Genomic DNA, 13486 nt, shown 5'->3' on the forward strand with positions numbered 1-13486 from the left:
CCGGTTGCGCGGTTGACGGGGCGGCGGCGGGTGGGGAGTCCCCGCGGGACTTCCTGGCGCGGCTGGCCTGCAGCGATCCGTTGGCCTGCTGCGAAGGGCTGTTGGACGACCTGGCGGCCGTGACCGACCACGTGAAGACGAAGGTGTCATGAGCGACGGGGGCCGTCCGCCGAGCCTGGACCCCGCCGACGACGCGTTCCTCGCCGGCCTGGCGGCGCGCGTGCGCGGCGCGGGCCTGGCGACGCCGGCCCTGCTGTGGCTGGCGAGCTCCCGCCCGCTGTCGTTCCTGGGTTCCCAGGCCCTGCACGTCGCGAGCCCGCTCTGCGACCTCGCGGTGCCGGGCTGCGGCACGGCCCGCCTGGCGCGCATCCTGGAGCGGCGCAGCCACTTCGACCGCCTGCTGGACCACCTGGAGGGGCCGCGTCCGGAGGCGGGCCCGTGAACGGCTGGCTGGCACCCGGGACCTGGAACGTCGCGCTGGTCGGCGCGACGGTCTGCGCCCTGATCGTGGTCTCGGTGGTCCGGGCCCGCCGCGGCGCGCACGTGCCGGTGCGGTCTTTCCCCCCGCTGCTCGCCCTCGACCGCGCCGTGGCCGACGCCGTCGCGCAGGGGCGTCCCGTCTACTTCGTGGCCGGTTCCCAGGATCTCGACAACATGCAGACGGTCGCGGCGCTGGCCGTCCTGCGGCCGCTGGCGCGCAAGGTCGCCGAAGCCGGCGGCCGCCTCTTCGTGCCGACCAACCGCAGCCTGGTCATGGACAACGCGCGGGAGATCTGCCGCCGCGCCTACGACGACGCCGGCCGCGGGGATCTCTGGCGCGACGACTGGGTCGCCTACATCTCGGACGACCACCTGGGCTTCGTGGCGCGGGTGGACGGGCTGATCGCCCGCGAGCGCCCCGGCCTCTGCGTCCTGATGGGCTTCTTCGCCTCGGAGTCGCTGCTGCTCGCCGAGGGCGGGCACCAGGTCGGGGCCGTGCAGATCGCCGGCACCGCCAGCGCGGTCCAGCTGCCCTTCCTGGTGGCGTCGTGCGACCACGTGCTGCTCGGCGAGGAGCTCTTCGCCGCGGGGGCTTCCCTGGAGGGCGACGCCGCCCGCCTCGGCAGCCTGCGGGGCCAGGATCTCTGCAAGCTGGCGGCCGCGGCCTGCCTCGTCGCGGGCAGCCTCGTGGCGACCCTCGCGGACGTGACCGGGGCGCAGCCCTGGCTGTTCCTGCGCGATGCCTTCCTCAACGTCTTCCGGGCGGGGTGAGCGGCGTGAAGCAGCGCGTGCCGCAGATCATCCTGACCGTCGTGGCGCTGCTGCTGATCGCCTCGGCCTTCGTCGCGCGGCCCGAGGGGAGCGGGGCGCCTTTCGGGCAGCGGCTGCTGGCCTTCGCCGACCAGGAGTTCGCCACCTGGTTCAGCATCCTCGCGGTCTTCGCCTTCCTGCTGGGCGGGCTGAACCTCGTCGCGACGCACCTGGTGAAGATCCGGGACCGCGGCCCGGACCGGTACTACTCGCTGGTCACCCTGGTCTCGTTCCTGATCGTGCTGGTGATCGGCACGGCCAAGCTGGGCGGCCCCCCGGGCCTGCAGGGTGACGTCACCGCGCCCGGCAGCTGGCTGACCGCGGTGTTCGACGCGGTGCTCAGCCCCCTGCACGCGACGCTCTACAGCCTGCTGGCCTTCTACATCGCCTCGGCGTCGTACCGCGCCTTCCGCGCGCGCTCCCTCGAGTCGAGCCTGCTGCTGGCCTCGGCCCTGGTCGTCCTGCTCGGCCGCATCCCCGCCGGGCGCCACCTGACGGCCTGGGTCCCGGAGCAGCTGGCCTTCCTGCGGGTCGAGGAGCTGTCCCTCTGGATCCTGCGCGTGCCCAACACCGCCGGGCAGCGGGCCCTGATGATCGGGATCGCCCTGGGCGTCATCGCCCTGGCGGTGCGCATGATCGCCGGCGTGGAGAAGGACCCCCGCTCCGGAGGCGACGGCTCATGAACGACCGTTGCGACCGGATCGCCTCCTGGCTGGAGACCCTGGACCGGCGCTGGATCTTCCTGGTGCTGGCGGTGGTGGTGGTGGCCGCGCTGCTCTCGGGCGTGAGCACGCCCGACCGGGCCACCTCCGTCGTCCAGCCGATCTACGACCGCATCGAGAACCTGCCGGACGGCGCGCCGATCCTGCTGTCGCTCGACTACTCGCCCAGCTCGGCGCCCGAGCTGGAGCCCATGGCCGACGCCCTCACGCAGCACGCGCTGCTGACCGGCCACCCGATCTGCTACATGTCGCTGTACCCCACGGGCAACAACATGATCTCGCGCGTGGAGGAGCGCGTCATCGCGCGGGAGTTCCCGCAGGCCGTCCCGGCCCGCGACTGGGTCTCGCTCGGCTTCCAGGTCGGCGGGGAGATGCTCATCAACAGCCTGCGCGATTCGCTCACCGCGCGCTACCCCACGGACGTGACCGGCCGGCCGCTGCGGGACGTCCCCGCGCTGCGCGGCGTGCGCGGGCTCGGCGACTTCGGCCTGATCGTCAGCCTGTCGGCGGGCCAGCCCGGCCTCAAGGAGTGGATCCTGTACGCCGGCGACGTCATCGACGTGCCGCTCGCGGGCGGCTGCACCGGCGTCGGCGCGCCGCAGTTCTTCCCCTACTACCCCCTGCAGATCCTCGGCCTGATGAGCGCCCTGAAGGGGGCGGCCGAATACGAGGCCGCGCTGGCCCGGGGCCACCCCGAGTTCACGGCCGCCAACCAGCCGGCAACCCGCGGGATGGGGCCCCAGTCGGCCGCGCACCTGGTGATCGTCGCCTTCATCCTGCTGGGCAACGCAGGCCTGGTGCTGCGCCGCCTCGCGCGGCGGAGGTCGCCGTGATCGCCGCCATCCACCTCAGCGGGGACGTGCAGGTCTGGATCGGCGCGCTGCTGACCCTGATGGTCTTCTCCTTCCTGTGGCGGGACAACCCGTTCTACAAGTTCGCCGAGCACGTGTTCGTCGGCGTGTCGGCGGCCTACTGGATGGTGATGGGCTTCTGGACGACCCTGTGGCCGGCGCTGGTGCTGAAGCTCTTCCCGGCCGCGGGCCGCTGGTCCAGCCCCGACGCGCCGGTGGGCGCGTGGGACCCCGTGGCCCTGATCCCCGCGGCGCTGGGCCTGCTGATGCTGGCGCGCCTGTGGCCGCGGCTGTCCTGGCTCGGCAAGTGGCCCACCGCGTTCGCCCTCGGCACCACGGCCGGCTATTCCCTGGTGCGTTACCTGAGGTCGGACTTCCTCTACCAGATCGAGGCCACCATCGGCACGGGGCTGGCCCCGACGGCGGCCGGCCGCTGGCTCTGGCAGGAAAGCCTGGCCCAGCTGCTGGTCCTGGCCGGCACGGTCAGCGGCCTGATCTACTTCGTCAACACGCGCGAGCAGCGGGGCGCCTACGGGCGGGTGGCCCGCTGGGGCCTGCTGGTGCTGATGATCACCTTCGGGGCCTCGTTCGGTTCGGCCGTCATGGGGCGCGTGGCGCTGCTGGTCGGCAGGTTCCAGGAACTGCTGGGCCCCTGGTTGGGTATCTTGTAGACGATCCCCTGCGGGCGGCTTGACGGGGGGCCGGCCGGGTGCCTAGACTGGTCGGCCGGCCGGTGGTCGGTCCATGGGCGGAGTTCCCGGGCGGCGGAAGGACACGGCGTTGACCCACGATCGCATGATCCGCTACTTCGAGATGCAGCAGGATCGCCGGCCCCGAGGCCGGTTCTTCATCCCGCTGGCCGACCTCTACCGCGTGACGGGCCGCCTGGAAGCCGCCTCGGCCCTGCTGGAGGAGGGGATCGGCCGGTGCGCCGATTCCCTGTCGGCGCGGGTCGTCCTGGCCCGCGTGCGGCGGGACCAGGGACGTGCGGCCGACGCGCGCGACCTCGCCCGCGAGGTGCTCGACCGGGATCCCAGCCACCGCGAGGCGCCGCTGCTGCTGGCGCTTCCGGATCGCGTGCCCGCTGTCGAAGAAGAGATCACGGCCGACGAAGTCATCGCGGCCGACGAAGACATCACGGCCGACGAAGTCATCGCGGCCTACGAAGTCATCACGACCGCGGTCGAGTCCGACACGATGACCGCCGACGTGGACGCCGCCGAAGCGGCGGCCCCCGCGGACGGTACGCCGTGGACGCCTCCCGAGGAGAGCGGGCCGGCGACGGCGGCGCCCGCGCCCGCGCCCGCGGCGGACACCGGTGCGACCCCGCGCTTCCTGACCCAGACCCTGGCCGAGATCTACCTGGCCCAGGGGCACCGCCAGAAGGCGCTCGCGATCCTGCGCCGACTGCTGGCCGAGCACCCGGAGCGCGAGGACGTGGCCCGCGAGATCGCCACCCTGGAGGCGGTCGACGCGACGGCCGAGACGCCGGTCGACGCGACGGCGGCCGCGGTGCAGGATGCGGCGCGGACCGCGGCGCCGACCACCGTCTTCGCGGGCAGCCCCGTCGCCGCGGCGGCCCCGCAAGACCCCAACCGCGCCCGCTTCGAGGCCTGGCTCGACCGGCAGCAGGACGGCCCGGCGTGAGCGCGCCCCTGGTCGCGGTCCTCAACGGTCCGAACCTGAGCCGGCTCGGCCGGCGCGAGGCGGAGCACTACCCGGCCCTCACCCTCGCGCAGCTCGACGCCGTCTGTGCGGCCGAAGGCGAGGCGCTGGGTCTGCGCGTCGTCTGCCACCAGACCGAGGCCGAGGGAGAGCTCGTGGCCCTGATCCACCGCTGGGGCGACGAGGCCGACGCGCTGGTGGTCAATGCCGCCGCCTACACCCACACCTCGGTGGCGGTGCGCGACGCGCTGCTCAGCGTCGCGGCGCCGGTGGTCGAGGTCCACCTTTCCAACCCCGACGCCCGCGAGCCCTTCCGCCGCCAGAACCTGCTGCGGGACGTCGTGCGGGCTTCGATCTGCGGTTTCGGCGTCGACAGCTACCGCCTCGCGTTGCGGGGCGTGCGGGGGTTGTTGGGCGACGGCAACGCCTGATTGCCTTCCCGCGGAACAGATGTTATCAATAGTGGGCATTTTCACGCTGCCCCACGGGGCGCAACCCGCACAGGAGAGACCGAGTTGGCAGACACGAGCGATTTTCGCAACGGCATGGTCCTGAACTACAAGAACAGTCTGTGGGCCATCGTCGATTTCCAGCACGTCAAGCCGGGCAAGGGCTCTGCCTTCGTGCGCACGAAGCTGAAGAACGTCGCCACCGGGAAGGTCGTCGAGGACACCTTCCGCTCCGGGGAGAAGTTCGAGGAGGTCCGGCTCGAACGTCGCGACTTCCAGTTCCTCTACGTGGACGGCGAGTTCCTGACCTTCATGAGCCTCGAGACCTTCGAGCAGATCTCGCTGCCCCGGGACACGCTGGGCGACGTGGCCAAGTACGTCAAGGAGAGCGAGACCGTCAGCATGCTGCTGCGCGACGGCGTGCCGGTGACCGTCGAGGCGCCCAACACCGTCGAACTGAAGGTGGCCCAGACCGATCCCGGACTGCGCGGCGACACCGCCCAGGGCGCCTCCAAGCCGGCGACCCTGGAGACGGGGCTCGTCGTCCAGGTGCCGCTGTTCATCGAGGAGGGCGAGATCCTCAAGATCGACACCCGCACGGGCAAGTACCTCGGGCGCGTCTGACGCCCCCGGCCGGAAGGGGAGACCATGGATCTCAACAAGGTGCGCGAGCTGGTCAAGCTGGTCGAGGACAGCCGCATCGACGAACTCGAAGTGATCGACAAGGACACGACCATCCGCATCCAGAAGCACGCGGCGCCGTCGGCCCATGTGGCCTACGCCGCCTCGCTGCCCCCGGCCCCGGCCCTGCCGCAGGCGCCCGCGGAGACGGCGGCCCCGGCCGCTCCCGCCGCCAATCCCGAACGGGCGAAATGGCGCGAGATCCGCTCGCCCATCGTCGGCACCCTCTACCGGGCCTCGTCGCCCGACGCGCCGAACTTCGTCAACGCGGGCGACGCCATCAAGCCGGGCCAGACCCTGTGCATCATCGAAGCCATGAAGGTCATGAACGAGATCGAGGCGGAATTCGGCGGGACCATCAAGGAGATCCTGGTCGAGAACGCCACGCCGGTGGAAGCCGAGGCGATCCTGTTCCTCGTGGACCCCGCCTGACCCGACTCCGAGCCGCGGCGCGCGTTCCCGCGGGGGCGCGCGCCGCTCCCGTCCCGCTTCCAGGCTTGCCATTTTCCGGCCCCGGCCGGACAATCGTCCGGCGGCCGCCGCGCCCGATACCGCACCCCGCCACGACAGGAGAGACGCGGATGTTCGAGAAGATCCTCATCGCCAACCGCGGCGAGATCGCCCTGCGCATCATGCGGGCCTGCCGCGAGATGGGCATCCAGTGCGTCGCCGTGCATTCCAGCGCCGACGCCGAGAGCCTGCACGTGAAGTACGCCGACGAGTCGGTGTGCGTCGGCCAGAAGACCAGCGCCGAGAGCTACCTGAACATCCCGAACATCATCGCGGCGGCCGAGATCACCGGGGCGGACGCCATCCATCCCGGCTACGGCTTCCTGGCCGAGAACGCCGGCTTCGCCGAGATCTGCATCGAGAACGACTTCGTCTGGATCGGGCCGACCGCCGAGATCATCCGCAGCATGGGCGACAAGGCCCAGGCCAAGCGCACGGCGACCGAGGCCGGCGTGCCCACGGTGCCGGGCAGCCCCGGCCTGCTGGAGAGCGCCGACGAGGCGGCCGCGTTCGCCGCGCAGGCCGGCTACCCGGTGATCATCAAGGCCACCGCCGGCGGCGGCGGCAAGGGCATGCGCGTCGCGCGCAGCGAGGAGGAGCTGCGCTCGAGCTACGCCACGGCCCGCGCCGAGGCCGGCGCGTCCTTCGGCAACGACGGCGTCTACGTCGAGAAGTACCTGGAGAACCCGCGCCACATCGAGATCCAGGTGCTCGGCGACAAGCACGGCCACGTCGTCCACCTGGGCGAGCGCGACTGCTCGGTGCAGCGCCGCCACCAGAAGCTCATCGAGGAGGCACCGTCGCCTGCCGTGTCGCCCGACCTGCGCCGGCGCATGGGGGAGGCCGCGGTCAAGCTGGCCGCGCGCGTCGGCTACGACTCGACCGGCACCGTGGAGTTCCTGCTCGACGAGGACGGCTCGTTCTACTTCATGGAGATGAACACCCGCATCCAGGTCGAGCACCCCGTCACCGAGATGATCACGGGCATCGACCTGGTGAAGTGGCAGATCGCGGTGGCCGCCGGCGTGCCGCTGGATTTCGGCCAGGACGACGTCGTCCTGCGCGGCCACGCCCTGGAGTGCCGCATCAACGCGGAGAACCCGTCGCGCGACTTCATGCCCTGCCCCGGCCGCATCTTCTTCTTCCACGCCCCCGGCGGCCCCGGCGTGCGGGTCGACAGCCACATCTACAGCGAGTACCAGGTGCCGCCTTACTACGACTCGCTGCTGGCCAAGCTGATCACCTTCGGGAAGGACCGCGACGAGGCCGTCCGGCGGATGTCCCGCGCGCTCCAGGAGTGCGTCATCGAGGGCGTGCCCACCTCGATCCCCTTCCACCGCGAGGTCCTGCGCAACCCCATCTTCCTGCAGGGGAAGGCCACCACGAAGTTCCTCGACACGGAGATGTCCGGTCTCAAGGAGGCGATCGAAGCCCGTGTCGTCGCGGAAGAAGCGTAACCAGCCCGAAACCGGCAGCTGGTGGCGGTCCCCCCGCCTGGGCGGTCTGCTGCACCTGGCGCTGGCCGTGTACGCGGCGATCGCGCTGGCCGGGCCGTCGGCCGACTGGTGGTCCCTGGCCAACGGGTTGCCCGGCGCCGCCCCGGTGACGCCCGGCAATCCCGGCGGACCGGTCGGCGCGCTGGTCGCGCTGGCGGTGCGCACCGCTCTGGGCGACCTGTGGTGCTGGGCCCTGCCGGTGCTGCTGGCCATCCGCGGCCTGGCCCTGCTGGCGCGTGGCGAGGCTTCACGGTTGTTCCTGGGCAGCCGACTCGTCCCGCTGTGGCTGGCCTCGGCCGCCTGGCTGGGGCAGTCCGGCTGGCCCCTGCCGGCGCCGCTGGCCGCGGCGTGGGGCGGGGCTCCCGGGTACGGTCTCGCCCGCGGCTTCGGCGCCCTGTTCGGGCGCTGGGGCGCCGGCATCTTCCTGTCGTTCCTGCTGCTGACCGCCGTGCTGCGGGCCACCCATCCCTGGCTGCCGGCGCTCTTGGGCCGTCTGGGCCCCTGGGGCGCGGCCCTGGGCGCGGGGCTGGCGGCCGCCTGGCGGGGGCTGGTCTGGTTCCTGCAGCTGCCCTGGCGCCTGGTGCGCGGCATCGCCCGCACCTGGCGGGGCGCGGCCGAGACGGTCCAGGACGAGGCCGGGCGGCGGGTCGTCGTTCCTGCCGCCTCGCCGGCGGCGATCTCGTCCGTCAAGGCCCAGGCGGTGCCGGCGGTCGCCGCGACCCCGCGCATCGTGCATGCCCCGCCCGATCACGAGCGGTCGGCGGCGGGGGACGAGGACGGGCCGCTGCCGGCGACGGCGGGCCGCCGCGCCGCGGCGGGCGGTGAGGCCGAGGCGTTCCCCGAGGTCACCTCGGGGCTGGTGGACCCGGCGATGTCGTTGCCGCTGCCCGACCTCTCGGTGCTGCGCGAGCCGCCGACCGACCGCGTGGCCGTCTCCGAGGAACTGCTGCACGCCGCCGCCGACCTGCTCGAGGAGACGCTGCGCTCGTTCGGCGTCGAGGGCGCGGTCAAGGACGTGCGTCCCGGTCCCGTGGTGACCACCTACGAGTACCAGCCCGCGTCCGGGATCAAGGTCAACGCCATCGTGCAGCGCTCGGACGACCTGGCCCTGGCGATGAAGGCCCGCTCCATCCGCATGGAGGCCCCCATCCCCGGCAAGGCGGCCGTCGGCATCGAGATCCCCAACCCGACGCAGCAGATCGTCTCGATGAAGGAGGTCTACGTCCAGGCCGTCGACCGCATGCGCACACCGCTGAGCGTGGTGCTGGGCCGCGACGTCTTCGGCGAGGCGGTGACGATCGACCTCGCGGAACAGCCCCACCTGCTGGTGGCCGGCTCGACCGGCAGCGGCAAGAGCGTCTGCGTCAACGCCATGATCAGCTCGCTGCTGCTGCGCTGCGACCCCTCCCTGGTCCGGCTGCTGCTGATCGATCCCAAGATGCTGGAGCTGAACGTCTACAACGACATCCCGCACCTGCTGCTGCCGGTGGTGACCGACCCCAAGGACGCGCTGCGGGCCTTGAAGTGGATGGAAGCCCAGATGGACCACCGCTACCGGCGCCTCTCGCGCCACAGCGTGCGCAACATCGAGGGCTACAACCGCAAGGTGGCCGCCGGCGAGATCGCGGGCGACGACGGCGTCGCGGTCAGCGAGCCGATGCCGTACTACGTGTGCATCGTCGACGAGCTGGCGGACCTCATGATCCAGCTCGGCCAGGAGATCGAGATGCCGATCACCCGGATCGCCCAGAAGGCGCGCGCCGTGGGCATCCACCTGGTGCTGGCGACGCAGCGCCCGAGCGTCGACGTGCTGACCGGCGTGATCAAGGCCAACATCCCCTGCCGCATCGCCTTCCGGGTCATCCAGAAGAACGACTCGCGCACCATCCTGGACGCGAACGGGGCCGAGAAGCTCCTGGGCAAGGGCGACATGCTCTACCTGCAGCCGGGTCGGGCCACGCCGGTGCGCGTCCACGGCGCCTTCATCGACATCGAGGAGTGCGAGGCCCTGGCCGCCCACTGGCGCCAGTTCAAGGACGTGACGCGTCCCATCACCCTGGACGAGGAGCGCGAGGCGGCCACCGGGCTGGACCTCGAGGACGACCCGCTGTTCGAGAAGGCGCGCGAGATCATCGTGCTGTCCCAGCACGGCTCGACCTCGATGCTGCAGCGCAAGCTGCAGATCGGCTACGCCCGCGCCGGTCGGCTCATGGACCTGCTCGAACAGGCCGGCGTGGTGGGGCCGTTCATCGGCAGCAAGGCCCGGGAGGTCGTCATGAAACCCGACGACCTCAGCGCCCTGCGCGAGTTCGAGGAGGACAGCCTCACGTGAGCCGCCGCGCCGTCCACTGCCGCACCCTCGGCTGCGACAAGAACCTGGTGGACAGCGAGGCGCTGCTCGGCCGCTTCGCCGCGCGGGGCATCCCCGTCGCGGCCGACCCCGCCGACGCCGACATCTGGGTGCTGAACACCTGCGGCTTCATCGAGGCGGCCCGGCTCGACAGCTACGCGGCCATCGCCGAGATGTGCGCCGCCAAGGGCGCGCGCACCCTGGTGGTGACGGGCTGCCTGACCCAGGAGCACGGCGAGCGCATCGCGCGCGAACACCCGGCGATCGACCTGGTCAACGGCGTCGGCAACTTCGACCGCCTGCTCGACGCCCTCGAGCTCGGGCAGGACCGGGTCCCCGTCGCGAGGCCCGAGGACGTGCGTTACGACGGGATGGCCGACCGGCCCCTGCTGACGCCGCCGCACCTGGCCTTCATGAAGGTGTCCGAGGGGTGCAACTTCCGCTGCTCGTTCTGCCGCATCCCGCTGATCCGCGGCGACCAGCGCTCGCGGCCCGTGGCCGAGCTGGCCGACGAGGCCCGCCGCCTGGCGGCGCGCGGGGTGCGCGAGCTGATGCTGGTGTCCCAGAACACCAGCGACTACGGGCGCGGCGCCGGTGAGGACCTGTGCGATCTTGCGGCGGCGCTGGGGGAGGTCGACGACCTGCGCTGGCTGCGCCTGCACTACCTCTACCCTGGCCTGATCGGCCTGGACCGCTTCCGTCGCCTGCTCGACCTGCCCAAGGTCCTGCCCTACGTGGACATGCCCATCCAGCACGCTTCGCCGGCGGTGCTGCGCCGCATGAACCGGCCCTTCGACACCGAGAAGCTGGCGCGCTTCTTCGAGGAGCTGCGCCGCGAGCGCCCCGACCTGGTGCTGCGCACCACGCTGCTGCTGGGCTTCCCCGGCGAGCAGGAGGAGGACGTCGAACTCGCGGCCGATTTCCTCGAGCGCATCCGGTTTGACCACGTGGGCACCTACCGCTATTCTCCCGAGGCGGGGACCGCCGGCGCGGACTTCGACGACGCGCCCGACCCCGAGGAGGTCGCCGATCGCGAGGCCCGCCTCACGGACCTCCAGGTGGACATCGCCCGCGAGCGGCAGCTGTCCAGGCTGGGGGGCGAGTTCGACCTCGTCGTGGACGGCGTCGGCGACGGCGCCGAGTGGGGCGACCTGCTGGCCGATCTCGCCGACGGGGATCGGGCAGAAGGGGATCGGGAACCCGGGGCCGCCGATCCGCGTTCGCTGGCCGCGGGGCCGGTCGCCGTCGCCCGCAGCCGCCACTTCGCGTACGACACGGACGGGGTCGTGCTGCTCGACGGGCGCGGCCTCGCGGCCGGGGACTGGCTCACGGCCCGCTTCGCCGCCGTCACGCCCTTCGACGTCCTGGGCGTGCGCGCCGCGCCGCGGGGAAAGGAAGCCTGATGAGACTGATCGCCGCCGTCGCGACGGCCCTGGCCCTGAGCCTGACCCTGAACCTGGCGCCGGCCGGCGCCGCCGCGGCCCCGGGCGTCTCGCCCTTCGCCGCCGCCGGGCCCGACACCGTGCAGACGAACCTGTGGCTGGCCCGCGCCCTGTTCGCGGACATCGTGCGGGAGGCCGCCGCGGTCCTGCCGCCCGACAGCGCCAGCGTCGCGCTGCGCCCCCGTTCCACGCACACCGCGCGGCCGCTGTTCGAAACGGCCGTGTTCGCCGAACTGACGGCCGCCGGGCACGAGGTCCTGCTCGACGAGTCGGACGTGGGGGCGAACAAGACGGCGCCCGAGGTCCGGGCGGACTACGAGTTCCGCTACTACATCGAGGACGTGGACCTGAGTTACCCGCGCGTCGGCCGCCGCTTCGGCCTCTGGCGCCGCTGGCTGGACCGGGAGTTCCAGGCGGTCGTGCAGGTGACGGTGCTGGAAAAATCGACCGGTCGCCTGCTGCTCGACCGACGCCTGACCCGCGGCTACGCCGACCGGATCGCGGCGCGGCACTTCGCCGCCGTGAACGCGCCCGCCTACGAATTCACCGCCGCCGAGCCGGCCGAGGGCGGGATGCGCGCGATCCTCGAGGAACTCGTCGTCGTGGGCGCCCTGACCGGCCTCGTGGCGGTCTATTTCGCCAACTCCGGCAACTGATCCGCCGCCGGAACCCGGGAGGACACGTGCAGGCAACCCGTCCCACGCCGAGATGGCCGCTCCTGATCCTGGCGGCCGGCCTGGCCGCCGCGCTCGCCGGCTGCGGCTACACCAACCCCCATCCCGCCGGCTCCTACGAGCGCGCGCTGGCTTACGCCGACCGCGGCAAGCACCGCGAGGCCGTCGACGCCTACACCGCGTTCCTGCGCCGCAGCCCGACCGACAGCCTGGCCGCGCGCGCCCAGCTGGAGAAGGCCAGGTCCTACTTCGCCACCGAGGAGTACCCCCTCGCCGCGGTCGAGCTGCAGATCCTGCGCCAGGAGTACCCCAACAGCGAGCTGGTGGAGGAGGCCCTGTTCGAGGAGGCCCGCTCGCACCTGCTCCAGGTGGGCGGCGTGCAGCGCGACATCACGCCGGCCCGCGAGGCCCGGGTGCTGTTCCGCAGCTTCCTGCAGACCTACCCCGCTTCGACGCGGGCCGACGCGGCCCGCGCCCACCTCGTGGAGATCAGCGACGTGCTGGCGCTCAAGCAGCTCGGCGTGGTCGAGGTCTACAGCCAGCTGCACAAGCCCGACGCGATGGCGGTCACCCTCGACCGGCTCATCGCCGAGGAGCCGGAAACGCAGCACCGCGACCGGATCCTGATGGACCGCGCCCGCCTCGCGCTGCGCCGGGACGAGGCGCCGCGGGCCCGCGAAGTCCTGGAGATGCTGCTGCGCGAGCGCCCCGACAGCCGCCTCGCGCCCGAAGCGCGCCGGCTGCTCGACGGCTTGCCGGCCGCCGCGCCGTGAAGCCGGCCGTGACATGAGGCAGGCGGCGGCATGAGACTGGCGGCGACATGAGGCTGGCGGTGTTCGGCGGCGCCTTCGATCCCTTCCACAGCGGCCACCTGGCCGTGATCCGCGAACTGCTGGCCCGCGACCTCTGCGACCGGGTGCTGGTGGTGCCGGCGGGGCGCTCGCCCCTGAAGCCGCCGTCGCAGGCGACGGCCGCCGACCGCCTGGCCATGGTGCGCCTCGGCGTCGCCGGTCTCGACGGCGTCGAGGTCTGGGACGGCGAGCTCGATCGGGACGGCCCGAGCTGGACCGTGGACACGCTCGAGACGCTCGCCGGGCTTTACCCCCACGACCGGTTGCTCCTCGTGTTGGGGGAGGACGCCTGGCGCGGCCTGGCGGGCTGGCGCCGGCCGCAGCGCGTGCTGGAACTGGCCAGCCCGCTCGTGCTCGCCCGCGACGGGCGGGCGCCGGACCCGGCGACCCTGCCGCCGGGGTCGACGGTGCTGCCGGATTTCGCGGCGCCGGCCGCGAGCCGCGAGATCCGCGACCGCCTGCGGCGCGGCGAGCAGGCCGCGGACCTGCTGCCGCCGGCCGTCGC

At 72.6% G+C, this 13486-nt stretch carries 15 protein-coding genes; all 15 read left to right on the forward strand.

Going from position 1 to position 13486, the window contains the following annotated elements; all coding sequences use genetic code 11:
- Positions 1 to 148 precede the first annotated feature (148 nt).
- A complete protein-coding gene (locus Q7W29_07680; protein MDO9171694.1) occupies positions 149 to 442 on the forward strand; it encodes a hypothetical protein in 294 nt (97 codons plus the stop codon).
- Positions 439 to 1251 carry a hypothetical protein gene (locus Q7W29_07685; GenBank protein ID MDO9171695.1) on the forward strand — a complete coding sequence of 271 codons (813 nt, stop codon included), beginning with the start codon at positions 439 to 441 and terminating at the stop codon, positions 1249 to 1251. Before Q7W29_07680 ends, Q7W29_07685 begins: the two co-directional genes overlap by 4 nt.
- 5 nt (positions 1252 to 1256) lie before the next feature.
- Positions 1257 to 1973 (forward strand): hypothetical protein, encoded by a 717-nt coding sequence (locus tag Q7W29_07690; protein MDO9171696.1) that lies wholly within the window; start codon positions 1257 to 1259, stop codon positions 1971 to 1973.
- Positions 1970 to 2845, forward strand: coding sequence for a hypothetical protein (locus tag Q7W29_07695; GenBank protein MDO9171697.1), 876 nt, complete (start codon positions 1970 to 1972; stop codon positions 2843 to 2845). The genes Q7W29_07690 and Q7W29_07695 overlap by 4 nt, the downstream gene beginning before the upstream one ends.
- Entirely contained in the window at positions 2842 to 3534 is a 693-nt protein-coding gene (locus tag Q7W29_07700; GenBank protein MDO9171698.1) for a hypothetical protein, read from the forward strand. Before Q7W29_07695 ends, Q7W29_07700 begins: the two co-directional genes overlap by 4 nt.
- 109 nt (positions 3535 to 3643) lie before the next feature.
- Positions 3644 to 4510 (forward strand): tetratricopeptide repeat protein, encoded by an 867-nt coding sequence (locus Q7W29_07705; GenBank protein ID MDO9171699.1) that lies wholly within the window; start codon positions 3644 to 3646, stop codon positions 4508 to 4510.
- The gene (locus Q7W29_07710) at positions 4507 to 4959 is read left to right on the forward strand and encodes a type II 3-dehydroquinate dehydratase (protein MDO9171700.1); all 453 of its coding nucleotides are present in this window, start codon (positions 4507 to 4509) and stop codon (positions 4957 to 4959) included. The genes Q7W29_07705 and Q7W29_07710 overlap by 4 nt, the downstream gene beginning before the upstream one ends.
- An 84-nt stretch (positions 4960 to 5043) precedes the next feature.
- The gene (gene efp, locus Q7W29_07715) at positions 5044 to 5601 is read left to right on the forward strand and encodes an elongation factor P (protein MDO9171701.1); all 558 of its coding nucleotides are present in this window, start codon (positions 5044 to 5046) and stop codon (positions 5599 to 5601) included.
- Positions 5602 to 5625: 24 nt separating this feature from the next.
- Complete coding sequence (gene accB / locus Q7W29_07720) at positions 5626 to 6090, forward strand: acetyl-CoA carboxylase biotin carboxyl carrier protein (GenBank protein ID MDO9171702.1); 465 nt, start codon at positions 5626 to 5628, stop codon at positions 6088 to 6090.
- Positions 6091 to 6239: 149 nt separating this feature from the next.
- Entirely contained in the window at positions 6240 to 7625 is a 1386-nt protein-coding gene (accC, locus tag Q7W29_07725) for an acetyl-CoA carboxylase biotin carboxylase subunit (GenBank protein MDO9171703.1), read from the forward strand.
- The gene (locus Q7W29_07730; GenBank protein MDO9171704.1) at positions 7603 to 9996 is read left to right on the forward strand and encodes a DNA translocase FtsK; all 2394 of its coding nucleotides are present in this window, start codon (positions 7603 to 7605) and stop codon (positions 9994 to 9996) included. The genes accC and Q7W29_07730 overlap by 23 nt, the downstream gene beginning before the upstream one ends.
- Positions 9993 to 11417: a 30S ribosomal protein S12 methylthiotransferase RimO gene (gene rimO / locus Q7W29_07735; GenBank protein MDO9171705.1), complete on the forward strand. Its 1425-nt coding sequence runs from the start codon at positions 9993 to 9995 to the stop codon at positions 11415 to 11417. The genes Q7W29_07730 and rimO overlap by 4 nt, the downstream gene beginning before the upstream one ends.
- On the forward strand, positions 11417 to 12112 hold the full coding sequence (locus tag Q7W29_07740; GenBank protein ID MDO9171706.1) for a hypothetical protein: 696 nt from the start codon (positions 11417 to 11419) through the stop codon (positions 12110 to 12112). The genes rimO and Q7W29_07740 overlap by 1 nt, the downstream gene beginning before the upstream one ends.
- 26 nt (positions 12113 to 12138) lie before the next feature.
- Entirely contained in the window at positions 12139 to 12903 is a 765-nt protein-coding gene (gene bamD, locus Q7W29_07745) for an outer membrane protein assembly factor BamD (protein ID MDO9171707.1), read from the forward strand.
- A 47-nt stretch (positions 12904 to 12950) separates the two neighbouring features.
- The coding region (locus Q7W29_07750; protein MDO9171708.1) for a nicotinate-nicotinamide nucleotide adenylyltransferase at positions 12951 to 13486 on the forward strand (536 nt) is incomplete at its 3' end.

The organism is bacterium, assembly GCA_030654305.1.
In the GTDB taxonomy this organism is placed as follows: domain Bacteria; phylum Krumholzibacteriota; class Krumholzibacteriia; order LZORAL124-64-63; family LZORAL124-64-63; genus PNOJ01.

Coding starts and splice junctions, on each gene's coding strand:
- Q7W29_07695 (MDO9171697.1), top strand. CDS start 1,970: ATGAACGACCGTTGCGACCGGATCGCCTCCTGGCTGGAGACCCTGGAC.
- Q7W29_07680 (MDO9171694.1), top strand. CDS start 149: ATGAGCGACGGGGGCCGTCCGCCGAGCCTGGACCCCGCCGACGACGCG.
- Q7W29_07740 (MDO9171706.1), top strand. CDS start 11,417: ATGAGACTGATCGCCGCCGTCGCGACGGCCCTGGCCCTGAGCCTGACC.
- accB (MDO9171702.1), top strand. CDS start 5,626: ATGGATCTCAACAAGGTGCGCGAGCTGGTCAAGCTGGTCGAGGACAGC.
- accC (MDO9171703.1), top strand. CDS start 6,240: ATGTTCGAGAAGATCCTCATCGCCAACCGCGGCGAGATCGCCCTGCGC.